At 73.4% G+C, this 24025-nt stretch carries 23 protein-coding genes; 15 read left to right on the plus strand and 8 right to left on the minus strand.

Annotated elements, in window-relative coordinates; all coding sequences use genetic code 11:
* Positions 1–10 precede the first annotated feature (10 nt).
* From ACIA8R_RS46655 to ACIA8R_RS46665, 3 genes are all read right to left on the minus strand, one after another.
* Positions 11–724, minus strand: a complete 714-nt coding sequence (locus tag ACIA8R_RS46655; RefSeq protein ID WP_364095688.1) for an HAD family hydrolase — start codon at positions 722–724, stop codon at positions 11–13.
* Complete coding sequence (locus ACIA8R_RS46660) at positions 721–1446, minus strand: hypothetical protein (protein ID WP_357706917.1); 726 nt, start codon at positions 1444–1446, stop codon at positions 721–723. The genes ACIA8R_RS46655 and ACIA8R_RS46660 overlap by 4 nt, the downstream gene beginning before the upstream one ends.
* A 110-nt stretch (positions 1447–1556) precedes the next feature.
* Positions 1557–2210, minus strand: coding sequence for a GntR family transcriptional regulator (locus tag ACIA8R_RS46665; protein WP_397044305.1), 654 nt, complete (start codon positions 2208–2210; stop codon positions 1557–1559).
* 61 nt (positions 2211–2271) lie between these two features.
* Here ACIA8R_RS46665 and ACIA8R_RS46670 point away from each other — a divergent pair, with 61 nt between their 5' ends.
* Together ACIA8R_RS46670 and ACIA8R_RS46675 are read left to right on the plus strand one after the other, a co-directional pair.
* Complete coding sequence (locus tag ACIA8R_RS46670; RefSeq protein ID WP_364095695.1) at positions 2272–3459, plus strand: CoA transferase; 1188 nt, start codon at positions 2272–2274, stop codon at positions 3457–3459.
* A complete protein-coding gene (locus ACIA8R_RS46675) occupies positions 3456–4262 on the plus strand; it encodes a CoA ester lyase (protein WP_364095698.1) in 807 nt (268 codons plus the stop codon). The genes ACIA8R_RS46670 and ACIA8R_RS46675 overlap by 4 nt, the downstream gene beginning before the upstream one ends.
* Before the next feature lie 8 nt (positions 4263–4270).
* Here ACIA8R_RS46675 and ACIA8R_RS46680 read toward each other — a convergent pair whose 3' ends face one another.
* On the minus strand, positions 4271–4909 hold the full coding sequence (locus ACIA8R_RS46680) for a TetR/AcrR family transcriptional regulator (RefSeq protein WP_357706912.1): 639 nt from the start codon (positions 4907–4909) through the stop codon (positions 4271–4273).
* Between the two features lie 129 nt (positions 4910–5038).
* On the opposite strand from ACIA8R_RS46680, the gene ACIA8R_RS46685 reads away from it, so the two are divergent.
* From ACIA8R_RS46685 to ACIA8R_RS46725, 9 genes are all read left to right on the plus strand, one after another.
* On the plus strand, positions 5039–6019 hold the full coding sequence (locus ACIA8R_RS46685; RefSeq protein WP_357706910.1) for a sugar ABC transporter substrate-binding protein: 981 nt from the start codon (positions 5039–5041) through the stop codon (positions 6017–6019).
* Positions 6020–6047: 28 nt separating this feature from the next.
* Entirely contained in the window at positions 6048–7088 is a 1041-nt protein-coding gene (locus tag ACIA8R_RS46690) for an ABC transporter permease (RefSeq protein ID WP_364095702.1), read from the plus strand.
* Positions 7085–7840: an ATP-binding cassette domain-containing protein gene (locus ACIA8R_RS46695; RefSeq protein WP_364095705.1), complete on the plus strand. Its 756-nt coding sequence runs from the start codon at positions 7085–7087 to the stop codon at positions 7838–7840. The genes ACIA8R_RS46690 and ACIA8R_RS46695 overlap by 4 nt, the downstream gene beginning before the upstream one ends.
* 107 nt (positions 7841–7947) lie before the next feature.
* Positions 7948–8907, plus strand: a complete 960-nt coding sequence (locus ACIA8R_RS46700) for an alpha/beta hydrolase (protein ID WP_357706906.1) — start codon at positions 7948–7950, stop codon at positions 8905–8907.
* An 85-nt stretch (positions 8908–8992) separates the two neighbouring features.
* Entirely contained in the window at positions 8993–9361 is a 369-nt protein-coding gene (locus ACIA8R_RS46705) for a nuclear transport factor 2 family protein (protein ID WP_357706905.1), read from the plus strand.
* Between the two features lie 146 nt (positions 9362–9507).
* Entirely contained in the window at positions 9508–10827 is a 1320-nt protein-coding gene (locus ACIA8R_RS46710; protein ID WP_364095710.1) for an MFS transporter, read from the plus strand.
* Entirely contained in the window at positions 10824–11765 is a 942-nt protein-coding gene (locus ACIA8R_RS46715; RefSeq protein WP_397044309.1) for a hypothetical protein, read from the plus strand. Before ACIA8R_RS46710 ends, ACIA8R_RS46715 begins: the two co-directional genes overlap by 4 nt.
* Positions 11762–12817 carry a DUF917 domain-containing protein gene (locus ACIA8R_RS46720; RefSeq protein ID WP_397044311.1) on the plus strand — a complete coding sequence of 352 codons (1056 nt, stop codon included), beginning with the start codon at positions 11762–11764 and terminating at the stop codon, positions 12815–12817. Before ACIA8R_RS46715 ends, ACIA8R_RS46720 begins: the two co-directional genes overlap by 4 nt.
* Positions 12814–14319, plus strand: a complete 1506-nt coding sequence (locus ACIA8R_RS46725) for a PucR family transcriptional regulator (RefSeq protein WP_397044313.1) — start codon at positions 12814–12816, stop codon at positions 14317–14319. The genes ACIA8R_RS46720 and ACIA8R_RS46725 overlap by 4 nt, the downstream gene beginning before the upstream one ends.
* A 21-nt stretch (positions 14320–14340) precedes the next feature.
* Here ACIA8R_RS46725 and ACIA8R_RS46730 read toward each other — a convergent pair whose 3' ends face one another.
* From ACIA8R_RS46730 to ACIA8R_RS46740, 3 genes are all read right to left on the minus strand, one after another.
* The gene (locus tag ACIA8R_RS46730; RefSeq protein ID WP_397044315.1) at positions 14341–15561 is read right to left on the minus strand and encodes a right-handed parallel beta-helix repeat-containing protein; all 1221 of its coding nucleotides are present in this window, start codon (positions 15559–15561) and stop codon (positions 14341–14343) included.
* A gap of 124 nt (positions 15562–15685) precedes the next feature.
* A complete protein-coding gene (locus ACIA8R_RS46735) occupies positions 15686–17314 on the minus strand; it encodes a hydantoinase B/oxoprolinase family protein (RefSeq protein WP_397044317.1) in 1629 nt (542 codons plus the stop codon).
* Positions 17311–19338 (minus strand): hydantoinase/oxoprolinase family protein, encoded by a 2028-nt coding sequence (locus ACIA8R_RS46740; RefSeq protein WP_397044319.1) that lies wholly within the window; start codon positions 19336–19338, stop codon positions 17311–17313. Before ACIA8R_RS46740 ends, ACIA8R_RS46735 begins: the two co-directional genes overlap by 4 nt.
* A 129-nt stretch (positions 19339–19467) precedes the next feature.
* On the opposite strand from ACIA8R_RS46740, the gene ACIA8R_RS46745 reads away from it, so the two are divergent.
* Positions 19468–20088, plus strand: a complete 621-nt coding sequence (locus ACIA8R_RS46745) for a YigZ family protein (protein ID WP_397044320.1) — start codon at positions 19468–19470, stop codon at positions 20086–20088.
* Positions 20089–20094: 6 nt separating this feature from the next.
* Here the strand turns inward: ACIA8R_RS46745 and ACIA8R_RS46750 are convergent, their stop codons facing one another.
* Entirely contained in the window at positions 20095–21330 is a 1236-nt protein-coding gene (locus ACIA8R_RS46750) for an isochorismate synthase (RefSeq protein WP_357706895.1), read from the minus strand.
* A gap of 217 nt (positions 21331–21547) precedes the next feature.
* Between ACIA8R_RS46750 and ACIA8R_RS46755 the strand changes: the two genes are divergently transcribed.
* The 3 genes from ACIA8R_RS46755 to ACIA8R_RS46765 all read left to right on the plus strand — a co-directional run bounded on the left by ACIA8R_RS46755 (position 21548) and on the right by ACIA8R_RS46765 (position 23908).
* Positions 21548–22378, plus strand: a complete 831-nt coding sequence (locus ACIA8R_RS46755) for an SGNH/GDSL hydrolase family protein (RefSeq protein WP_364095730.1) — start codon at positions 21548–21550, stop codon at positions 22376–22378.
* Between the two features lie 107 nt (positions 22379–22485).
* Positions 22486–23049: an RNA polymerase sigma factor gene (locus ACIA8R_RS46760; protein ID WP_357706892.1), complete on the plus strand. Its 564-nt coding sequence runs from the start codon at positions 22486–22488 to the stop codon at positions 23047–23049.
* A complete protein-coding gene (locus tag ACIA8R_RS46765; RefSeq protein WP_397044323.1) occupies positions 23042–23908 on the plus strand; it encodes a CU044_5270 family protein in 867 nt (288 codons plus the stop codon). The genes ACIA8R_RS46760 and ACIA8R_RS46765 overlap by 8 nt, the downstream gene beginning before the upstream one ends.
* Positions 23909–24025: the final 117 nt, after the last annotated feature.

A 24025-nucleotide genomic window follows, 5' to 3' on the forward strand; every position in this document is an offset into this window, starting at 1 on the left:
GCCGATCAGCCTAACCGAGGTCAGAATGTCCAGACAAATGGCGGGAGGCGAGCAGCGCGGGCAGCTCGGTGAGCGAGGTGAGGCGGGGGAACCCCTCCGGCGCGGCCTCGGCGCCCAGCCGGTCGATCCACACCGAGGGCATGCCGGCCGCCGCCGGGCCGCGTACGTCGTTGTCGAGGTCGTCGCCCACCAGCAGCACCTCCTCGGGCGGCAGCCCGAGGGCCCGCGCCGCCGCGGCGTAGCAGGCGGGGGAAGGCTTGAAGTGCCCGCCCAGGCCCTCGCCGGTCAGCACCGGGCCGACGTCGAGGCCGATCGCCCGCACCTTCGCCTCCTGCACGCCCCGCGACCCGTTGGTCAGGACGCCGAGCGTGTAGCCCCGCAGCTCGGCCAGCGCCGGAGCCGCGTCGGGGTAGGCGGCCCAGCCGCGCCGGTAGTGCTCGGCGTAGGAGGCGAAGGCCGCCGCAAGATCGGCGGGCGCCTCGACGGCCAGCTCCCGGCACAGGGCGCGCACGCGACGGCGGCGCTGCTCCTCCCACGAGCACTCGCCCGCCTGCCAGGCGGTCAGGTGGGGGATCTCCAGCGCGGCCCACAGCGCCGCGACCTCGGGCAGGCGCGGATGGCCGGGGGCCAGCGCCGACGCCCACGCGGTGATCGCGGCGTCGGCCGCGCCGCGATGGTCGAGCAGGGTGCCGTCGAGGTCGAACAGAATGCCCTTGATGGTCACCCGGCTAGCATATCGGCGGCGACGCGGGCGGCCGTCTCGCGCGGGGGGTAGCCCAGGGTCAGGCCGCGCACCGAGCGCGGCGCGCCGGCGAAGCGCGCCTCGGCGTCCTCGCCCAGCACGTAGGCCAGGGCGGGGGACAGGCCGCGGTGCGACTCCAGCGCCGCCACCTCGGCCTCGGCGCGTTCGGCGGGCAGGGCCTCGCGGTAGTCGGCGATCAGGGAGTCGAGGTCGAAGAGCCGTTCGTAGGGCTCGGTGGTGCCCGCCACGACCCTGACGCCCGCGCCTTCGGCGCGCGCCCGGTAGACCAGGCCGGTGCCGCCGCTCTTGGCGAACCAGCGCAGCGCGTCCTCGGCGGGCAGGGTGAAGGTGCCGTACGGCTTGCGCCCGTACAGCAGGGCCTCGGCGACCCAGCGGTCGCACCAGCGCTCGTCGCGGTACGGCGTCGGCGCCCCGGGCTCGCAGCTCAGCCCCTGGGCCAGCACCGGGTTCCAGGCCGAGACCAGCGGGCTGCTGAAGCGCGGCATGCGAGGGCCCAGGCAGCGGCTCAGCGCGTAGCCGTACCAGACGGTGACGACCTCGGTGCGCCGCCTGGGACGCCTGCGCTCGTAGGCGCCGTTCATCACCTGGCCGTCGGGGTGGCGCCAGGGGCCGGGCTCGGTGCAGTCGTCCGCGGGGACGGAGGGGGTGCGGTAGTCGGGATTGAGCGTCCACGCGTCCGCCACAGCGTCGGCTCCTTCGGCGTCGGGGTCGCGGCAAGACCATCAGAGTGACTCATCGTGCAACACCCGTCACGGTGAATCAATGAACCGGGTGTGAACGATGATGTTTGTCATCAGTGGTCCTTGCGGTACTCCCCGGCCTGCCGGATGTGGTCGATCATGACGCGTTCGGCGGCGTCGGCGTCGCCCGCCTCCAGGGCGGCCAGCAGCTCCTCGTGGGCCCGCAGCTGCCGCCCGGCCCGCGCCGGGTCCAGCCACAACGACGCCTCGGCGGGCACCGGGACGCCGTTGCGCACCGACCTGGCGTGCGCGCCGAGGAAGGCCGGGCCGCCGATGTCCACGATGCTCAGGTGGAATTGGCTGCTGCGCTCGGCCAGCCGGTCGTACCTGCCCTGCTCGGCGTCGGTGACCATCTCGCGGTGCAGGTCGCGCAGCCGGACGAGGTCGTCGGCGGTGATCCTGGCCGCCGCCAGCCGCGCGCCCAGGCCCTCGACGACCGCGCGCAGGCCGTAGTACTCGGCGAGGGCGTCGTCGCCCAGGTCGATGACGGTCGCGCCGTGGTGGGCCTCGTAGCTGATCAGGCGGTCCTTCTCCAGGCGGCGCAGCGCCTCGCGCACCGGCGTGACCGAGACGCCGAGCCGTCGGGCGACGGCTCCGGCGCGCAGGGCGGTGCCGCCGGGGATGCGGCCGCCGCGGATCTCGTCGAGCAGCACGCTGTAGACGTAGTCGGCCTTGCTCATGGGCGGCGTGGGCTCGCTGGCTGTCATGTCCCCAGTCTCTCGCACGGGCCGGTCGCGGCTATGACTTATTTCTTATAACTTACAAACTATGACAAGTCTCGCCGACCTGCGGGTCATCGACGCGGCGACGCTGTTCGCCGGTCCCTCCGCTGCGATGATGCTGGGCGACTTCGGCGCCGACGTCGTCAAGATCGAGCACCCGCGGCGCGGCGACCCCTCGCGCGGCCACGGCGCCTCGGTGGACGGCGTGGGCCTGTGGTGGAAGTCGTTGTCGCGCAACAAGCGCACCGCCGCCGTCGACCTCTCCCGCGCCGAGGGCCAGGAGATCCTGCGCCGCCTGGCCGAGCGCTCCGACGTGCTGATCGAGAACTTCCGTCCCGGCACGCTCGAACGCTGGAATCTGGCCCCCGAGGACCTGCTCAAGGCCAACCCCCGGCTGATCGTGGCCCGGATGACCGGGTTCGGGCAGGTCGGCCCGATGTCCGGGCAACCGGGGTTCGGGACGCTGGCCGAGGCCATGAGCGGGTTCGCGGCCATGACCGGCGAACCGGACGGCCCCCCGACCCTGCCGCCGCTGGCCCTGGCCGACGGCATCGCGGGCCTGGCCATGTCGTACGCGATCATGGTGGCCCTGCACGCCCGCGCGGCGACCGGCCGCGGGCAGGTCATCGACCTGGCCATCATCGAGCCCATCCTGGGCCTGCTCGGGCCGCAGATGACCGCGTACAAGGCGCTGGGGGTCGTGCCGCGGCGCACCGGCAACCGGTCCAGCAGCAACGCGCCGCGCAACACCTACCGCACCCGCGACGGCCGCTGGCTGGCGATCTCCACCAGCGCCCAGCCCATCGCCGAGCGCGTCGTCACCCTCGTCGGGCGGGCCGACCTGGTCGAGCAGCCCTGGTTCGCCAGCGGCCACGGCCGCGTCCAGCACGTGGACGAGCTGGACGAGGCGGTCGCCACCTGGATCGCCGCCCGCGACGCCGACGAGGTCATCGCCCGCTTCGAGGAGGCCCAGGCCGCCGTCGCCCCCATCTACGACGTCACCGACCTGGCGAGCGACCCGCAGTACGCCGCGCTCGGCACGTTCGTCGAGCTGCCGGACGAGGAGCTGGGCACGGTCACCCTGCAGAACGTGCTGTTCCGCCTGTCGGAGACGCCCGGCGAGATCCGCTGGCCCGGCCGCCCGCTCGGCCACGACACCGACGAGGTGCTGGGCGAGCTGGACTACCCGGCCGAGACCGTCGCGGCCCTGCGCGAGGCCGGGGTGATCGCGTGAACGCCCCCGTCACCTGGCTGTACGTGCCCGGCGACCGCCCCGGACGTTTCGCCAAGGCCGCCGCCTCGGGCGCCGACGTGATCATCATCGACCTGGAGGACGCGGTCGCGCCCGAGGCCAAGGACGCCGCCCGCGCCCACGCCGTCGCCTACCTGCGCGAGCCCAGGGAGGCCGGGCCGGCGGTGCACGTCCGGGTCAACGACGTGACGACCGCGCGCGGCCTGGACGACCTGGCGGCCGTGGGCGAGCTGGCCGACGCCGTACGGCTGCCCAAGGTCGAGTCGCCCGCCGCGCTGGACGCCCTCCCCGGCACGGCCCCCCTGTACGCGCTGCTGGAGTCGGCGGCCGGGATCGTCGAGGCCCGCGCCGTGGCCGCCCACCCGCGCGTGGCCGGCGTGGCGCTGGGCGAGCAGGACCTGGCCGCCGAGCTGTCCGTCACGGACGAGAACGCCATGAACCACCTCAGGCTGCAGGTCGTGCTCGCCGCCGCCGCCGCGGGCCTGCCGCCGGTGCCCATGTCGGTCTACCCCGACATCAAGGACGAGGACGGGCTGGTCGCCTCCTGCCGGGCCGGCCGCGCGCTCGGCCTGTTCGGCAGGACCGCCATCCATCCCGCCCAGCTCCCGGGGATCCGGCGGGCCTTCCGGCCCACCGAGGAGGAGACGGCCAGGGCCGCCGAGATCGTCGAGGCGGCCGAGCGGGCGGGCGCGGGGGCCGTCGCCCTGCCCGACGGCCGCTTCGTGGACGCCCCGATCGTCGCCAGGGCCCGCCGCGTGCTGGACCTCGCCCTCCGGCTGGGCTAGCGGCTGGGTCAGCGGTTCGGGTACCAGCGGACCGACAGCTCCTCGTCCTCCGGGGCCGGGCCGGGCAGATCGCGGTGGGCGGGCGGCACCCGCAGCGAGTCCATCATCAGCGTCAGGTAGCGGTGGCGGAGCTGGGAGGTGCGCTCGCCGTCGCCGAGCTTGATCGAGGCGATCTGCTCGAACAGCAGCGCGATGTCGGCCACCGTGACGTCGGCCCGCAGCACGCCCGCCTCGACCGCCCGGTGGTGCAGCCGGGTGGCCAGGTCGCCGGCGTGGACGGCGTCGTGGTAGAGCTCCTCCGTCGGCTGGAAGGTGCCGGCCAGCTTGATCGTCAAGGAGTTGGTGTCGGCGTCCACGATGCCGCGCAGGTAGGCGGCGAACGCCTCCCAGGGGTCGCCCTGGTCGTCCATCGCCTGCTGGGCCACGGCGGCGTAGAGCTTCAGCCCGTCGCCGCACAGCTTCTGCAGCAACGCCTCCTTGCTGGGGTAGCGGCGGTAGAGCGCGCTGATCCCGACGCCCGCCTTCTCGGCCACGGCGGCTATGGGGGCGCCGGGGTCGGCGGTGAAGACCGCCCGGGCCGCCTGGAGGATCAGTTCGTCGTTGCGGGCGGCCTGAGCCTTGCGGCCGCTCATGGGTGCGCTGGTCATGCCTTCAGCATACGGGAACGAATGATTCCGTTCTACTACTTGGGTAGATCGAGCCCTGGTCCGTATGTCTATACAAATAGATCGCGGTGCGGTAGAACCAGGCTAGCCCGTTGGTCTTGGAGGTATCCGATGAGACGTACCCCGATCGTGCTGGCGCTGGCAGGCGTACTCGCCCTGACCGGCTGTTCCTCCTCCGGAGGGCAGGGCGCGCAGAGCGCCGCACCCGCCGCCGGCTCCGCCCCTGCGGCCGGCGGTGGCAACTTCGCCGTCATCACCCACGGCGGCGCCGGCGACGCCTTCTGGGACGTCGTCAAGAACGGCGCCGAGGCCGCCGGCAAGCAGTACGGCGTCAAGGTCACCTACCAGGGCGACGGCGACCCCGCCAAGCAGTCGCAGCTCATCGACCAGGCTGTCTCGGAGAAGGTGGACGGGCTCGTCGTGTCCATGGCCAACCCCGACGCGCTCAAGGAGGCGATCGGCAAGGCCGTCGCGGCCAGGATCCCGGTCGTGACCATCAACTCCGGGGCCGACTCCTCCAAGGCGTTCGGCGCCATCACCCACGTCGGCCAGTCCGAGGACGTCGCCGGGCGCGGCGCGGGCGAGCAGCTCAAGGCCGCGGGCGTCACCAAGCTGCTGTGCGTCGTGCACGAGGCCGGCAACGTCGGCCTCGACCAGCGCTGCAAGGGCGCCGAGCAGACCCTCGGCGGCACGGTCGAGCGCCTTCAGGTGGACGTCGCCAACCTGGCCGACGTCACCTCCAAGGTCACCGCCAAGCTGCAGTCGGACAAGCAGGTCAACGGCGTGCTCGCGCTCAACCCCGCGGTCGCCGTGGCGGCCAGGGACGCGATCAAGGACTCGGGGTCGCAGGCCAAGCTCGCCACCTTCGACCTGTCGGGCGACGTGGTCGCCGCGATCAAGGACGGCGAGATCCTGTTCGCCGTCGACCAGCAGCAGTACCTCCAGGGCTACCTGCCGATCACGTTCCTGAAGCTCTACAAGGACAACCTCAACACCGTCGGCGGCGGGCTGCCGGTCAACACCGGGCCCGGCTTCGTGACCAAGGACAACGCCGAGCAGGTGGCCAAGCTGGCCGAGGCGGGCACCCGATGAGTGCCCGCGAGGATGGGGAGGGTCGCCGATGACGGCCGCTCCCGCGCGGGCCGACGAGCGGGTCGCCCGGGTCGGCCTGGCCCGCCGCCTGATCGTCCGGCCCGAGCTCGGGGCCGTGGTGGGGCTGGTCGCGGTGTTCGCGTTCTTCGCCGCGCAGTCGGAGGTGTTCCGCTCGCCGGCCGGCATCGCCAACTGGCTCGACCCGGCCGCCACGCTCGGCATCATGGCGGTCGCGGTGGCGCTGCTCATGATCGGCGGCGAGTTCGACCTGTCGGCGGGCGTGCTGACCGGCACCAGCGGGCTGATCCTGGTCACGCTGGCCACCCGCTACGGGTTCGGCGTGTGGCCCGCCATGCTGGCCGGGCTGGTCGTGGCGCTGGCCGTCGGGTTCGCCAACGGCCTGGTGGTGACCCGGACGAAGCTGCCCAGCTTCATCGTCACGCTGGGCACGTTCCTCATGCTGCAGGGCGTCAACCTCGGCGTCACCAAGGCCATCACCGGGACCGTGCAGGTCGGCGGGCTGCGCCGGGCGCCGGGGTTCGACGGCGCCAGCGCGGTGCTCGCGGGCACGATCCAGATCGGCGGCACGTCGTTCCGGGTGGCGATCCTGTGGTGGATCGCGATCACCGCGCTGGCCACCTGGGTGCTCATGCGTTCCAGGCCGGGCAACTGGATCTTCGCGGTGGGCGGCGACGAGCAGGCCGCGCGGGCGGTCGGGGTGCCGGCGGCCCGGACGAAGATCGCGCTGTTCATGACGACGGCGGTCGCCGCCTGGCTGGTCGGCTCGATCCTGGCCCTGCGGTACACCTCCGTCCAGGCCAACATCGGCATCGGGCAGGAGTTCATCTACATCATCGCGGCCGTCATCGGCGGCTGCCTGCTGACCGGCGGGTACGGCTCCGCCGTCGGCGCCTCCATCGGCGCGGTGATCTTCGGCATGGCCGACAAGGGCATCGTGTTCCTGGGCTGGGACGCCGACTGGTTCAAGTTCTTCCTCGGGGCCATGCTGCTGCTGGCGACGCTGGCCAACCGCATGGTCCGGCGCTATGCGGAGGAGGTGCGGCGTTGATCCTGCAGACCCGGGACATCGGCAAGACGTTCGGCTCGGTGCTGGCCCTGCGCGGGGTGTCGATGGGCGTGGCGGAGGGCACGGTCACCTGCGTGCTGGGCGACAACGGCGCCGGCAAGTCCACGCTCATCAAGATCCTGTCCGGGGTGCACCAGCACGACACGGGGTCGTACCTGGTGGACGGGGCCGAGGTGCGCTTCTCCAGCCCGCGCGAGGCGCTCGACCGGGGCATCGCCACCGTCTACCAGGACCTGGCGATGATCCCGCTCATGTCGGTCTGGCGGAACTTCTTCCTCGGCTCCGAGCCCCGCAAGGGCCCGGCCTTCGACGTGGCCAGGGCCCGCCGGGTCGCGGCCGAGGAGCTGCGCGCGATGGGCATCGACATCCGGGACGTGGACCAGCCCGTCGGCACGCTGTCGGGCGGCGAGCGGCAGTCGGTGGCCATCGCCAGGGCCGTGCACTTCGGCGCGCGCGTCCTCATCCTGGACGAGCCCACCTCGGCGCTGGGCGTCAAGCAGGCCGGTGTGGTGCTGCGGTACATCGCCCGCGCCCGCGACCGGGGGCTCGGCGTGGTGTTCATCACCCACAACCCGCACCACGCCTACCCGGTCGGCGACCGGTTCCTGCTGCTCAACCGCGGGACCAGCATGGGCGAGTACGCCAAGGCCGACCTCGGCAAGGACGAGCTGACCGCGCTGATGGCCGGCGGCGCGGAGCTGGAGGAGCTGGCCCACGAGCTACGGCGCGAATGAGAGCCGCTTGGGCGGAATTTGACGCAACTGGGCGATCGGATCGAGGTAGGCGCAGGCAGGAACCGGGTGGATGACACTGACAACCGGGGGCGGCCACCGTGACGACGATGATCAGCAAGCAGATCGTGCTGGAGAAGGCGGCGCAGGAGTTCGCCGACGCCAACGCCAAGCGTCCCTTCATCTACGAGCTGCCGCCCGAGCAGGGCCGCGAGGTGCTGGAGAAGCTGCAGTCCGACCCGGCCGTGCCCAGGCCGGAGGTGGACGAGGAGTGGATCCAGGTCCAGGGCGGCCCGACGGGCATCGTGCCGGTGCGCATCGTCAGGCCCAAGGGGGCCACGGGCACGCTGCCGGTCATCTTCTACATCCACGGCGCGGGCTGGGTGTTCGGCTCGGCGCACACGCATGACCGGCTCGTCCGCGAGCTGGCCGTACGGACCGGCGCCGCCGTCGTCTTCCCCGAGTACGACCGCGCGCCCGAGGCGAAGTACCCCACGCAGATCGAACAGAACTACGCCGCCGCCCAGTGGGTGGCCCAGCACGGCGCGGAGAAGGGCCTCGACCCCTCCCGCATGGCCGTGGCCGGGGACTCGGTGGGCGGCAACATGTCGATCGTGCTGACGCTGATGGCCAAGGAACGCGGTGACGTGCGGCTGCTCGGCCAGGTGCTGTTCTACCCGGTCACGGACGCGAACTTCGACACCGAGTCCTACAAGCAGTTCGCCACGGGCTACTACCTCAACCGGGACGGCATGAAGTGGTTCTGGGACCAGTACACGACAGATCCGGCGCAGCGCGCGGAGAGCCACGCCTCGCCGCTGCGCGCGAGCGACCGGGAGCTGCGCGGCCTGCCGCCGGCCCTGGTGCTGAACGGCGAGGCCGACGTCCTGCGGGACGAGGGCGAGGCGTACGCGGCCCGGCTGCGGGAGGCGGGCAACGACGTCACCGCGGTCCAGCTGGCGGGGATGGTGCACGACTTCGCCATGGTGGACCTGCTGCGCGACACCAATGCCAACAAGGCCGCCATGGGCCTGGCGGTGGCCAAGCTGCGCGAGTGGCTCAATCCCTGATCTACAGCGTAAAGACGCCGGCGTTCCGCGCTACCCATACGGTGAGAAAGAACCATATTTCACCAAGACGAGGGAGTACGGAAGCGTGGCACGCGACGCTGTCTGGGCCGTTATTACCGGCATGTACGACGCCTACGCACAAGGCGACAGGCAGGGCATCGACCGGCTCCTCCACCCGGAGGCCACGATCTGGGACTCCGCCGAGCCCGGCCTGATCACCAGCAGGCGGCAGCTCGACAGAGTGCGCGACGCGCGCCCGTCGGACGGCCCGGCGGAGACCTCCGTCCGGGCCATCGACGAGATCGTGGACGTGTGGGGCGACACCGCCCTGGCCAGGTACCTGCTGCAGGTGGACTTCGAGCACGGCGACCCCGAGCTCGTCCGGACGACGTGCGTGCTGCGCCTGGTGGACGGCGAGTGGAAGATCGTCCACGTGCACGAGAACACGCTCTGACACAGGGGGTGGCCGCCGTCCGGCGGGCCTGGAAGTGCGCGGCGCACAGCCGGACCGGCCCCGGCCGGGCGTCGCGCACACCGAGGCGGAAGGGGGACGGCCCTATGGTGCGGCAATACTTCGCGCCCCCCTCCGAGGAGCCTTGCATGACCGCCACCGAAGCACCGACGCTCCCCATCGGGGCGGCGTTCGACCGGATGCCGTTCTCCCGCCGGCACGTGCTCATCGCGCTCGCGCTGTTCATCGCCTTCGTCATCGAGTCGTGGGAGCAGCTCGCGCTGGTCTACGTCTCCGGCGACCTCGGCCCGGCGTTCGGCATCGACGAGGCCGGGATCGGCGTCGTGCTGTCGGCGGTGGCGTTCGGCATGATCCCCGGCGTGCTGGTCTGGGGGCCGCTCGCCGACCGCATCGGGCGCAAGCCGACCGCGTTCTGGTCGCTGCTGGCCTACGGCGTGATCGCGTTCGCCTCGGCGTTCGCGCCGAACCTGGCGACGCTGGTCGCGCTGCGCGTCGGCTCCGGGCTCGCGCTTGCCGGCGTCTACACGATCACCTTCCCGCTCTTCCTGGAGCTGCTGCCCACCAGGCACCGGGGGCGGGCGGCGGTGTACCTGTCGATCGGCTGGCCCATCGGCATGCTGGCGGCCATCGCCGCCTCGGTGACGCTCGGCGGCCTCGGCTGGCACGTCGTGGTGATCGCCAGCGCGGCGGCCGGGCTGTGGGCGTTCGCGATCAGGGCGTGGGTGCCGGAGTCGCCGTACTGGCTGGCCGCGCGCGGGCGGCAGGAGGAGGCGCGGGCCGTGCTGCGCACCCTGGGCAGCCCCGACGCCGAGGCGACGTTCACCATGGCGGGCACGGCGGCGAGCGGCCGCGTGGGCAATCCGATGGACCTGCTGCGCGGCCGGCTGGCCCGGATCACCGTGCTCATGCTGGCGCTCAACTTCGTCTTCAACTGGGGCTACTGGGGGCTGCAGACCTGGCTGCCGACGTTGCTCCAGGCCAAGGGCCTGTCGTTGTCGGCCTCGCTGGGCTTCGCCGCGCTCAGCGCGCTGATGATGATCCCCGGTTACGTGAGCGCGTCGCTGCTGACCGGGCGGTTCGGCCGCAAGAAGGTCTTCCTGTTCTACGTCGTCGCGGCCGTGCTGGGCGGCCTGTGGTTCGCCACCGCGAGCAGCCTGCCCGGCCTGTACGTGGGCAACTTCGTCCTGTCGTTCTTCAGCCTGGGCGCGTGGGGCGTCTGGAACACCTGGAACGGCGAGTTCTACCCGACCGCCCTGCGCGGCACCGGCTACTCCTGGGCCACGGCGTCCCAGCTCGTGGCCACCACGGTCGCGCCGTCGGCCGTGGGCGCGCTGCTCGCCCACGCCACCGGCTTCACCGCGACGATGCTGGTGATCAACGCGTTCATGGTGGTCACGGCGCTGCTGGCGGTGCCGCTGCCCGAGACCGAAGGGCGCGAGCTGGAGTGATCCTCGGCGTCGCGCTGGACGGGCCGTCGCCGGCGGTGGTGGCCGTCGGCGACGGCGCGCCGCCGTCGGAGGCGGTACGCGCCTGCGTGGCGGTCGACCTCGACGGGATGCCGCGCGCGCCGGTGGCCGCGATCCGCGTCGGCGGCCCGTGCCCGCCGGTGTTGCGGCCGGTGGCCGAGCCGGGGGTGGCGACGATCGTGCGCGGCGGGCACAGCCTGACCGGCCGCCCGCTGGCGCCGCTGGACACCGGCGCGGTACGCGAGTTCGCCGCCGGCTGCGGCCTGATCGACTTCGCCGTGACGGCGACCGGGTCGCCCATGCTGGCCGACCACGAGCTGGCGGTGGCCGCGATCATCGCGGCGGAGGTGCCCGCGGCCCGGATCACGCTGTCGTACGAGTTCGGCCGCCCCGGCCTGCGGGAACGCGAGGCGCACGCGATCAGGAACGCGGCGCTCGGCCCCGAGGCCGGCCGGATCGCCGACCGGGTGGCGCGGGAGCTGCCCGGGGTGCCGCTGTTCTTCGCCCGCTCGGGCAGCGGCCTGGTGTCGGCGCACTACTTCCGCCGCTACCCGCGGGCCTGCGACCGCGGCGGGACGACCAGCCTGCGCCGCGGCCGGGCCGCCCTGGCCACGGCGGACCGCCCGGCGCCGTTCGAGGTGATCGAGCCCGGCGGCGGGGGCGAGGACCTGCTGGCCGCCGCCTACGGGGCCGCGCTCGCCCGGCCCGAGGCCCAGGTGGAGCGCATCGTGCAGGCGCGCGGCCGGGCCGAGCTGGACCGGGCGCTGCAGGACGCCAGGGACGAGGCGCTGACCCGCGTGGTCAGCGCCGGCGCCGCCCCCGGCTTCGCCCGCATCGCCGAGACCATCGTCAACCCCCTGTCCTACCTGCCCGACGGCTTCTACCGGGTGCGCGTCACGGCGGAAGGCGCGACGCCGTGACCCGGCTCATCGGCCCCGACGAGCTGCGCCGCTTCTCGGCGGGGTCGCGGCTGTTCGCCACGGGCGCCGGCGAGTCCTCCTACAGCCTCACCTTCGCCTGGGCGGAGTCGGTGCTCGGCGACGGCGTCGAGCTGGCCGCCGCCGGCGAGCTGGACCCGGGGACGTTGTGCATGGTGGTCAGCCTGGCCGGGTCCACCACGGCGCTCGGCGAGCAACTGCCCGCGGGCGACGAGCCCGTACGGGCGGTGCGGGCGCTGGAGCGGCGGCTGGGGGAGCGGGCCGGGGCCGTGGTGGCGCTCAACCTGGCGGCCGAGAACGCGCTGATCCCGCTGGTCGCCGCGGCGGCCCTGGGCGTGCCGCTGGTCGACGGCGACGGGACGGGACGGGTGTTCCCGCTGGTGGAGCAGACGACGTACACGCTGGGCGGGCTCAGCGCGACCCCGCTGGCGCTGGCCGGGGCGTCGGGGGAGCTGGTGCTGCTGGAGACGGCGGGCGGCCGGGTGGAGGAGCTGCTGCGTCCGGTCGTGCTGGCGGTGGGCGGGTGGGCGGTGGCCGCCTGCTACCCGATGGCGGCGCGGGACCTGGCCCGGGTGCTGGTGCCGGGCACGGTCAGCCTGCTGCTGGCGGCCGGGGCGCCCGGCGCGCCGCGCTCGGCGGCCGCTCCGTACGGGGTGCGCACGCTGTGCGCGGGCCGCATCCTGGCCGTCGAGGGCAGCACGGGGCACGGCGCCGACGTGGCCATGCCCTCGCTGCCCTCCAGCATCGTGGTGCAGGAGTCGGCCGGGCTGCGCAGGCTCGTCCGGCTGGAGGCGCACAACGAGATCGTGCTCGCGCTGGCCGACGGGGCCCCGGTGGCGATGGCGCCGGACCAGATCTGCATGATCGCGTCCGCCGACGGCCTGGTCGTGGACGTCGACAAGGCGGCGCCCGGCATGGAGGTGGAGGTCATGGTGGTCAAGGCCGCGCCGGTGTGGCACACGGGCCGGGGGCTCGCGCTGGGCGGGTTGCGGGCCTTCGGGATCCCGTTCGAGCAGCGGGCGGAGTCGCCGTGAGCGGGTTGCGCGAGCCGGGCTGGGAGGCGCCGGTCACGGTGGCGGAGCTGGTCAACACCGGCCCGCTGGCCGGGGCCCGGATGTACGGCAGCGGCGACAACCCCGTGCACCAGGTCCGCATCGTGGACGACCTGTCGGTGTTCGGCGCGGTGACGCCGCACACGGCGGTCGTGCTGATCGGGGCGGCGGCCGGCGGCGGCTGGGCGGTCGAGATGGCCATGCGCCGGGCCTGGGAGCAGGCGGCGGCCTGCGTGATCGCGCCGTCGGGCGGCCTGAGCGCCGGGTCGGGCGAGGTGCTGGCCGAACGGCTCGGCGTCACCCTGATCTTCGTGGACGAGGACCCGCTGATCGTCGCCGTCCGGGTCGCCTCGGCGGCCTCCCGCCCCGAGGCGGCGCGCACCCAGCTCGTGGCCCGCTGCGCGACCCGGCTGGCCGACGCGGGCCCGTCGGCGCGGCGGGTGCTCGGGGTGCTCAACGCCGAGCTGCCCGGCACGTCGGTGGCCTTCCTCGACCGGTACGGCCTGCACGTCGCCGGCCGCCAGAGTGCCGCCCGCGCGCCGGGCGACCACGAGCAGCCCCGGCCGTCGGGCTCCCGGTGGGCGGCCGAGGTCGAGGTGCCCGGCCAGGACAGCCCCGCGCTCGGCACGCTGGTGGCCGCGGGGACGTCGCGCTCGCCCGGCTGGCCCGCGGTGGTGCGGACCGTGCTGGGCCTGGCGGTGGCGCCGCTGGCGGCGTGGGCGGCCCAGGAACGCCTGCGCGCCTCACGCGACTTCGCCCTGCAGTCGGCGCTGGCCCGGCGGCTGCTCGCCGAAGGACGGCCCGCCCACGAGCCGGCCGGGGACGGCGGCATCTGGCTGGAAGGGGCCCCGGCGGAGGCGGTGGCGCTGGGATGGGCGGTGCGCGGGGCGCTGACGGCCTACCACGTCCGGCCGGTGGGGGCGCTGGCCGACGACGGGCCGCTCGTCCAGGCGCTGGTCACCGCGGCGCTGGGCCAGGTGCCGGTGCTGCGGCGCGGCGAGGGGTGGGCCGGCTGGTCGCCGGAGCCGCCCGGCGGGCTCGCCGAGCATCTGCGGCGCTGCGTGGAGAGCATGCCGTGGCCGTGCGCGGCCGGGGTGGGCGCCGCGGTGGAGGGGCTGGACGCGGTGGGGGAGTCGCTGCTCGGCGCCGAGGCGGCGGCGTTCGTGGCCGGCGCGGGCACGGTGGCCCGCGCCGACCGGATGGGACCGGCCGAGCTGCTCGGCGCGCTCCCGGCGGGGGTGCTGCGGGCGCCCGCGGCCGTCGTGCTCCAGCCGCTGCTGGCCGTCGACAAGGACGGCACGCTGCTGGTGACGCTGGCCGCCGTCCTGGACGAGGGCGGCGCTCTCAAGGCCGCCGAACGCCTGGGCGTGCACCGCAACACGGTCACCACCCGCCTGGAACGCATCAAGGCCGCCGGCTTCGACCTGGACGACGCCGCCACCCGGCTGGCGCTCCAGCTCGCCTGCCACGTGCTGCTGCGCTGAACCGGGGGGCGGCGCTTCGGGTCAGTAGCCCCTGGTGAGGTGCACGCCCGCGCCGACCTTGCGCCGCTTCCCGACGCCGTCGAGGAGGTTGCCCGAGGAGGCGATCGACATCGACTCGCCCTCACCCTTGGCCAGCAGGATGCCGGTCTCGCGCTTGGTGCCGTGGCCGACGACGGTGTTGCCGGTGATCGCGGCGTGGCCCGCGCCGTAGTTGACCTCGTTCAGCGCCAGGTAGACGAAGTCCACGCCGTCGGGGAGCGGGCCGGTCGCGGCGATCTTGCGCTCGGGCGGCGCCGCACCGCTCTGGCGGGCCTTGCGCAGCTCGGCCAGCGCGTTCGGGGGCGGCAGGAACTTGTGCACGCGGTTGCCGGTGATCGTGGTCGCGGCATCGCCCTGCAGGTCGCAGCGGATGCCGTAGTACGTCTGGCCCGCCGTGCCCTCGGAGCCGAAGTCCTCGATGTAGTTGTCCTGGATCGAGGTGCCGAAGCAGCGGTGGGCGTCGATGGCGTTCTTCGGCGTCCCGTACAGGTGCAGGCCGCTCATCGTCCAGCCGGCCGCGTTGTCGCTCTGGATGGCATTGGTGCCGCTGAAGCCGATCCAGGAGCGCTGCAGCGTCCAGTCGGTGACGGAGTTGCCCGGGTCGACGACGCGGATGCCGGCCTCGGCGGCGCCCTCGATGTAGACGTCGCTGATGACGCTGTTGACCATGGTGTTGCGCAGCGTCGTGCCGTTCCTGGACGGGTTGCTGATGCGGATGCCGTCGGACGGCGTGCCGTAGATGTCCACGTCGTAGACCCGGGTGTTCCACGAGCGCAGCAGCAGGCCGACCGTGCCGGTGTTGTGGTCGCGGTTGCCGTCGATGGTCAGCCGCTCGACGCGCACGCTCTCGCCGCTGAACTCGGTGTCCTCCAGCCAGCCCTTGGAGGCCAGCACCGCGGGCAGGTTGGCGCCGTCGGCCTGCTTGAGCACCGTGCCGGCCTTGGCGTCGCCCCGGTAGGTGCGCCGGTCGGCCAGGCTGATCGTGGCGTCGATCAGGCACGGCCCCTTGATGACGATCTCGTCGCCGTCCTTGGAGGAGTCGATGGCCGCCTGGATCGCCGCGGCGTCGCCGGCGGCGTCGGAGCAGGCGGCCTCCACCCTGGCGGCCGAGGCGGGCGCGGCCGGCGTCAGCACGGCGACGCCGGCCAGGCCCGCGGCGAGCGCGGCGGAGCCGGCCAGAAGGCGCGTTCGTAACATGGTCATGGAAGTCCCCTCGTGAAGATGGTCATGGCGGGGACACAGCCTCCCCAGGCCGCGCGTGCCCCCGCGTTGTCGATCATCTTCACAGACCGGGGAACAATCCGTGCGATTTTCGGGCGGACGCGGATCAGTTCGTGATCATGCCCTCGGCCAGGTCGGCGGCCCGCGCCTGCGGGGAACGGCGATCGGCGGGGCCGTAGCCGCCGCCTCCGCCCGACTCGCAGCGCAGCACGTCACCGGCCGACACCGGCAGCGCGTTGACCTTGAGCATCTCGCGCTCGCCCGCCGTGCCCGGGTTGAGCGTCACCCGTGGGGGAGCGCCCGCCGCGCCGCCGGCCAGGCCCCACGCGGGCGTGACCGAGCGCTCGAACCACAGCGACAGCGAGGTGTCGCCGCAGAACTCGTACTCGCGCACCACGCCGTCGCCGCCGCGCCACTGCCCGGCGCCGCCGGTGCCCGGACGCAGCTCGTAGCGGCGCACCCGGACCGGGAACAGCGTCTCCAGCACCTCGATGGGCATGTCCCGCAGCGAGCCGTTGACGTTGTTGATCAGGCAGGACTCGCCGTCGCCGCCCTCCCACGCCCCCCAGCCGCCGACCGTGGCCTCCTGGGAGACGTACAGCTTGCCGGTACGCGGGTCCGTCCCGGTGAACTGCACGATCATCGAGTCCCCGTACGAGGCCGCCGCCGCCTTGCCCGGCAGCACCGGGGCCAGCGCCTTGACCACCAGGTCGATGAGCAGCCCGAGATGGGAGTAGTAGTACTGGCAGGCCGCCGGGGCGCGCGCGGCCAGCATCGAACCCGGCCGGGTCTCGACGCTCAGCGGACGGAACGAGCCCCCGTTCAGCGGCACGTCCCCCGACACCAGCAGCTTGTACCCCACCCGCACCGCCGCCACGGCCTGCGCGGCGCCGCAGTTGACCGGGCCGAGCGCCTGGTCGGCGCAGTCGGTCAGGTCCACGTGCATCGACTCGCCCGACACCGTGACCGTCACGTTCACCGGCAGCGGCGTGTCCAGGTCGATGCCGTCGTTGTCGAGGAAGCCGGACGCCTCGTACACGCCGTCGGGGATGGCGGCGATGGCCTGGCGTTCCATGCGCTCGGTCTGGGCGAAGATCTCGTCCCGGGCGGCCATGACCGTCTCCAGGCCCCAGCGCGAGACGATCTCCCGCAGCCGCCGCTGCCCGGTCATCGCGCAGCTCACCTGGGCCCGCATGTCGCCGAGCGTGGCGTGCGGGAAGCGCACGTTCCTGGCGATCACCTCGTGCAGGTCGCGGCACGGCAGCCCGCCCGCGTACACCTTGACCGGGCCCAGCCGCAGGCCCTCCTGGAAGATCGACGTGGAGTTCATCGAGCCGCCGGGGTCCTTGGAGCCGACGTCCAGCCAGTGCGCCCGCGAGGCGGCGAACCCGGCCAGCTCGCCGTCGGCGAAGATCGGGCCGTAGACGGTGACGTCGTTGAGGTGGGTGCCGCCGACGTAGGAGTCGTTCAGCACCCACACGTCGCCCTCCTGCCACACCTCGCGGCCGTACAGGCGCTCGGTCTCGCGGGTGCACACCTCCAGGTTGCCCAGGAAGATCGGCAGCCCGGACGACTGCCCGAGCACGTTGTGGTCGCGGTCGAGCAGCGCCACCGCGCAGTCCTTGGCCTCGTAGATCACGGGCGTGTACGAGCTGCGGATCAGGGTGGTGTTCATGTCCTCGGCGGCCTGCAACAGGGCACACCGGATGATCTCGGTCGTCACTGGGTCGATCACTGGACGTCCACCTTCACGATGAGGAAGCCGTTGTCGTCGATGGCCGCCAGGCAGCCGGGCGGGATGACCGTGGTCGCGGTCTCCTCGACCACGATCGCGGGCCCGGCGAACGAGCCGGACAGGCCCGCCCGCCGCAGCACGGGCGCGCGGTGCGGCACGCCGTCGAAGATCACGTCCCGGACGCCCGCCGCCGTCTCCTCCGGCGCCTCGGCGGCCGTGGCGGCGGCGCGCGGGAACGAGCCGAACCCGGTGCTGCGCAGCATGACGAACTCGACCGGCGCCTCGGGGGTCGCGTGGCCGTACCGGCTGGTGTGGGCCTCGGCGTAGCGGGCCGCGATCGTGTCGAGGAAGCCCGGCTCGCCGGGTTCGGCGGCGTCGCGCAGCGGGATGGTGAGCGTGTAGTCCTGGCCCTCGTAGCGCAGGTCCACGGAGTGCTCGACCCTGCGCCGCTCCTCCGGGACGCCCTGCCCGGCCAGCGCGTCCAGCGCCTCCCGCTCCAAGGCGACCAGGTGCCGGGACATGCCGGGGCCGTCGAGCGCGTCCTGCGGCCGGAAGTAGGGCCGCGTCAGGTCCCGGCGCACGTCCGCCTCCAGCATCCCCCAGGCCGAGAACGCGCCCGGGAAGCGCGGGACGACGACCTCGGAGATGCCCAGCTCGCGGGCGATGAACACCGCGTGCATCGCCCCCGCGCCGCCGAAGGCGACCAGCGCGAACTCCCGCGGCTCGACCCCGTGCTCGACCGTCAGCGTGCGGATCGCCTGGGCCATCTTGGCGTTGGCCACGTCGCACACGCCCTCGGCCAGCCGCAGGGGGTCCAGGCCCAGTTCCTCGGCCAGCGTGACCACGGCCGCGCCGGCCGCCTCCTCGTCCAGCGTCATCAGCCCGCCCGCGAACCAGGCCGGGTCCACCCGGCCGAGCACCACGTTCGCGTCGGTCACGGTGGGCCGCGTGCCGCCCCGGCCGTAGCAGGCCGGGCCGGGCACGGCCCCGGCCGACTCGGGGCCGACGCGCAGCGCGCCCGCCTCGGCGTAGGCGATCGAGCCGCCGCCCGCGCCGATGGTGTGCAGGTTCACGACGGGCATGAGCACCGGGTAGCCCTCGATGCGGGCCTCGGCGCTGACGTCGGGACGCCCGTTCACCACGAGCGAGACGTCGAAGGAGGTGCCGCCCATGTCCACGCAGATCGCGTTCTCCCGGCCCAGCATGCGGGCCGCGGCGACCCCGCCCATCGTGCCGCCGACCGGCCCCGACAGCAGGGTCTGCAACGGCCGCCGCATCGCGTACGAGGCGTTGACCAGGCCGCCCGACGACTGCATCACGTGCACCGGCACCGGCAGGCCGCGCTCGGCGAAACGCCGCTCGATCCTGGCCAGGTACCGGCGCACGACCGGCCCGGTGTAGGCCTCCAGCACCGCCGAGGAGGTGCGCTCGTACTCGCGCCACTCCCGCGCGACCTCGTGCGAGAGCACCACGAGCACGTCCTCGCCCAGCTCGGCCCGCAGGATCTCACCGGTCCGCAGCTCGTGCGCCGGGTCGGCGAAGGAGAACAGCAGGCACACGGCGACGGCGTCGAAGCCCTCCTCGCGGGCCCGCCGGGCGGCCAGCCGCACCGCCTCCTCGTCGAGGGGTTCGAGCTCGCGGCCCCGGAAGTCCAGGCGGCCGCCGGCCTCCATGACGTCCCGGGGCGGCACGAGCGGCGACGGCTTGCGGTAGCGCAGGTCGAACATGCGGTCGCGGTTGCCGCGGGCGATCCGGTAGACGTCCCCGGCGCCCCGGCTCGCCAGCAGCAGCACCCGCGCGCCCTTGCGCTCCAGCAGCGCGTTGAGGCCCTGGGTGGTGCCGTGCACGAAGAACGAGATGGCCGCGGGGTCGTCCACGACCCGGCCGAGCGCGGCGAACACGCCCTCGGCCAGGTCCCCCGGTGTGGTGGGCGCCTTCGAGGCGTTGACGGCCCCCGTGCGCTCGTCGTAGCAGACGACGTCGGTGAAGGTGCCGCCGATGTCCATGGCGACGCGATAGGTCATGCGCCGCACCGTATGCGCCGGACGGCGCATCGGTCGTGTGCGTCCCGCACAGCGGAGGGGCGCCTCCCGTGCATCCCGCTCAAACCCTGTCCAGTGAATCTACAACGTAAAGGAGGTAGCCTGGCGAACGTGTCCCAGCCGTACCTCACCCTCGCGGCCGGCGTCGAGCACGAGACCGAGGTGCGCCGCTCCCGGTTCGTCTGCGCGCTGGCCCCCGCCCGTACCGTCGAGGAGGCCGCCGCCTTCATCGCCGGCCGCCGCCGCGAGCACGCCGGCGCCACCCACAACTGCACGGCGTACGTGATCGGGCAGCGGCTGCAGAAGGGCGACGACGACGGCGAACCCGGCGGCACGGCGGGCACGCCGATGGTCCAGGCGCTGGTCGGCCGGGGGTTCAACGACGTGGTCGCGGTGGTCACGCGCTATTTCGGCGGCGTGCTGCTGGGCGCGGGCGGGCTGGTGCGCGCCTACGGCGGAGCGGTGACCGAGACGCTCGACCTGGTGCAGCCGGTGCGGATGGTCCCGGCCAGGCTGGTCAGCGTCTCGGTGGCCCACGACCAGGCGGGCCGGGTGGAGAACGACCTGCGCGCCTCCCGCTACGCGCTGCGCGAGGTGACCTACGCGGCCGGGGTGACGTTCGCGGTGGCGGTGGGGGAGGACGAGGTGGCGGCGTTCGCCGAGTGGGTGGCCGCGCTGACGGCCGGCCGGGCACGCGTCGAGGTGGGCGAGGGCGTGCACGTGCCGGGCTGAGGTCGTTCAGCCCTCCAGCGCGTACTGCATGACGCGGAACTTGGCCTGGGCCTCGGCCAGTTCGGCGGCGGGGTCGGAGTCGCCCATGATGCCGCCGCCGGCGAACAGCCGGGCGCGGTTGCCCTCGATCAGCCCCGAGCGCAGGGCGATGCCCCATTCGCCGTCGCCGTGGGCGTCGATCCAGCCGACGGGGCCCGCGTAGCCGGCGCGGTCCATGCCCTCCAGCTCGCGGATGACCTTGATGGCGGTGTCGGTCGGGGTGCCGCCGACGGCGGCGGTGGGGTGCATGGCGGCCACCACGTCGAGCACGGACGCGCCGTCGGCCAGCCGCCCGGTGACGTGGCTGGCCAGGTGCTGGACGTTGGGCAGCACGAGGAGCTCGGGCTCGTCGGGGGTGTCGAGCGAGGCGCAGAGCGGGGCGAGGGTCTGGCGCACGGAGGCGATGGCGCACTCGTGCTCGTGGCGGTCCTTCGGGGAGGCGAACAGCGCGGCGCCGCGGGCGACGTCGTCGGCCGGGCCGGTGCCGCGGGCGGTGGTGCCGGCCAGGACGAGGGATTCGATCTCCTGTCCGGTGCGGCGGATGAGCAGCTCGGGGGTGGCGCCGACGAGCCCGGCCACGGAGAAGGTGTAGCACTCGGGGTAGCGCCGGGCCAGCCGGGTCAGCAGCAGGCGCACGTCGATGGGGTGCTCGGCGGTGGCGAGCAGGTCGCGGGCGAGCACGACCTTCTCCAGCTCGCCGTCGCGGATGCGGCGGGCGGCCCGGGCGACGACGTGCTCCCATTGGGGCGCGGTGAGGCTGCCGTCGCCGTAGCTGATGCGGCCCGGTTCGCGGATGGGGCTGAACGTCTCCAGCGGGGCCTCGCCGACGGTGGTGAGCCAGGCCCGGCCGCCGCGGCGGGCCAGCACGGCGCGGGGGACGACGAGCACCGACCCGGGGGCGTCCTCGTCGAAGGTGAAGCTGCCGAAGGCCACGGGACCGGAGCCGGAGCCGGGGGAGCGCCCGGCGTCGTCGGCGGGCGCGTCGCCGAGGACGGTGCGCAGCCACTCGCGGGCCCAGGCGAAGCGGCCGGGGCCCGGCGGCACGGCGACGCGGGCGGCCTGACCCCATCCCACCAGGCCCTCGCCGTTCCTGATCCAGGCGTAGGGCGCCGTCTTCGGGAGGGATGCCAGCAGGTCACCGGGGTCGCCGACGGGGGTGGTGCGAACCGGTAGCGGGCGGGTTGTTCCGAGCGCGACACTCACTCAACACACTCTATGCGGGAACTGAACACGTTCGACTCGGACCCCCGTGAATGCGGTGTTACTACCCGCGAACCAGGAAAAAACCGGATCTTGACCTGGGATGTGGGCAACCTGCCCGCGTACAGGGTGTCAAGCGGTGATAGGAAGACGGTCCTGAAATGGCAGACCTCGCCTTGAGGACATGGTGCCGCCTTGATCGACTCCCTACCTTGGGGCCATGATCGGTCGCCTTTCCCCCGTCGTCACCGCCCTCCTCGTCCTGGCCGCCGCAGGGCCCGCGCAGGCCGTCGCCGCAGCTCAGCCCGTCCCTGAGACGATGGCGGCGCTGGGCGACTCGATCTCCACGGGCTTCAACTCCTGCGGCTGGTACGTCTCCTGCGCGGCCCGTTCGTGGGCGGCGGGCGACAACGCGGCGGTGGACAGCCATTACCTGCGGCTGCGGAGTCTGGCTGGAACGCTCCATCGCGAGAACTTCGCCGTGCCGGGTTCGACGAGCGCCGATCTGCTCGGCCAGGTGAACAAGGCGATCGAGGCGAAGGCCGATTATGTGACGATCCTCATAGGTGCCCAGGACGCCTGCAAGCGCACCGAGCGGGAGATGACGCCGGTCGCGCTCTACCGCCGGCGGATGGACGCCGCGTTGTCGGCCTTGCGCGCCGGCATGCCGCAGGCCAGGGTGTTCATCGCCAGCGTCCCCGACCTGCGGCGGTTGTGGCAGGTCGGCAAGGGCAACCCGCTGGCCCGTACGTTCTGGACCATCGGGAAGGTCTGCCAGACCATGCTGGCCGACCCGGCCTCGATGAGGAAGGCCGACGTGGAGCGCCGGGCGCGGGTGCGGGCGCGGGTGATGGCCTACAACCAGGAGGCCGCGCAGGCGTGCCAGGCCATGGGGCCGGCCTGCGACACCGACGAGGGCGCGATCTTCTCCTTCCCGTTCACGCTCGGCCACGTCAGCAAGTGGGACTTCTTCCACCCCAACCTCGCCGGTCAGAAGGCGCTGGCCGAGCAGACGTTCGAGCACGGGTTCACCTGGGAGGACCCCCGCTAGCCACAGCCGTGGGTCGGCGGTCGGGAAGAAAGGCCGCGTGCGCCGCGAAGGGTGGGTGAATGTAATGATCACCCACCGGAAGGCACACTCATGACAAAGACCGGCACATGACCGCCCACGTGGGCGAGCAGGTGGCCGACGCCGACCTCGTCGCCGGCTACCGGCGCAACCCTGAGCTGTTCACCGCCGTGTACGACCGGTATTTCCATGACGTCTACCGGTACGTGGCGGGACGCCTGGGCAGCCAGGTGGCCGAGGACATCGCGGCGGAGACGTTCCTGCTGGCGTTCGACCGGCGTGACCGGTTCAACCCGGAAATAGGTGGTTTGCGGCCCTGGCTGCTCGGCTTCGCCACCAATCTGGTGGCCAGGCACCGCCACAAGGAGGCCCGCCGCTACAAGGCGCTGGCCCGGCTGGACCCCGCGCCGGTCGTGGAGGGGCACGAGAACCGGGTCGTCACGTCCGCGACCGCGCAGCCGTACCTGGCGAAGGCGCTCGCCTCGCTGAACGGCGGCGAGCGTGACGTGCTGCTGCTCCTGGCGCTGGGCCAGCTCAGCTACAACGAGATCGCCCAGGCGCTCGGCATTTCCCTCGGCACCGTGGGGTCGCGGCTCAGCCGGGCCCGCGCCAAGATCCAGGCCCTCACCGACAAGGAGACCACCCATGGATGACCTGGAAGAGATCGCCACCTTGCTGGACGAGCCGGAGCCGTCCGCCGGGGCGGTCGCGCGCGGCAGGGAGCGCCTGGAGCGAAGAGTGCTGGCGGGCCGGGCACGCCGGCGTGCCGGCTGGTTCGTCCCGGGTGTCGCCCTGGCCGCCGCCGGTGCCGTCGCGACGGTCGTGTTCGCCACGGGGGCGCCCACGAACGGCGGCGCACCGGTCACGGGCAAGGAGGTCCTGCTCATGGCCGCCGTCCACGCGGAACGTACGCCCCAGGGCTCCGGGACGTACTGGCACGTCACGCGCCGGTGGCTCGCGTCGGACGCCCCACCGATAGAGAGCTGGACCAGGCGCGACGGCAAGCGCTGGACCAGGGCCGTGCCGGGGGATCACGCCGGCGCCGTCATCCAGGCGCCGGACTCGAAGACGCTCAGGCTCAAGGGCGCCAAGGTGAGCTTCGAGGAGCTCGAAGCGCTGCCGACGGACCCGGAGGCGCTGAAGGCGTGGATCGTCGCGCGCAAAGGCAAAGAGACGGACATGTCCGCGTCCGAGATCCGCGGCGAGCCCACCCTCACCCTGCTCGCGCTGATCACCGACCTGCCGACGCCCGCGGCGGTCCGCTCGGCCGCGTTCCGCGCGCTCGCCGCGACACCGGGGGTGGAGAACGCGGGCGCGGTCGAAGGCGGCCAGCGTCTGAGCCTTCCGGACCCCGACGGCGGCATGGACATCGAGGTGGTCATCGATCCCGAGAAGGCCCGGGTGGTCCGCGCCACCCTCATCCTCGTCGACGACGGCGACATGGCGTTCAGCGCCGGGTTCATCTCCGTGACCACCGAGTGGACGGACCAGCTTCCCGCGGTGAAGAGCTGAAGCGGGATGACGTAAGCCCCGCGGGTGATCGCGACCGCTGACGGGCCTGCTCACCCGCACTCGTCCGCCCCCGGGCTGGAAGGCCCGGGGGCGGACGAGTCGTGATTCGCCGGGAGC

The sequence above is a fragment of the Nonomuraea sp. NPDC051191 genome (assembly GCF_044455665.1).
GTDB lineage: Bacteria > Actinomycetota > Actinomycetes > Streptosporangiales > Streptosporangiaceae > Nonomuraea.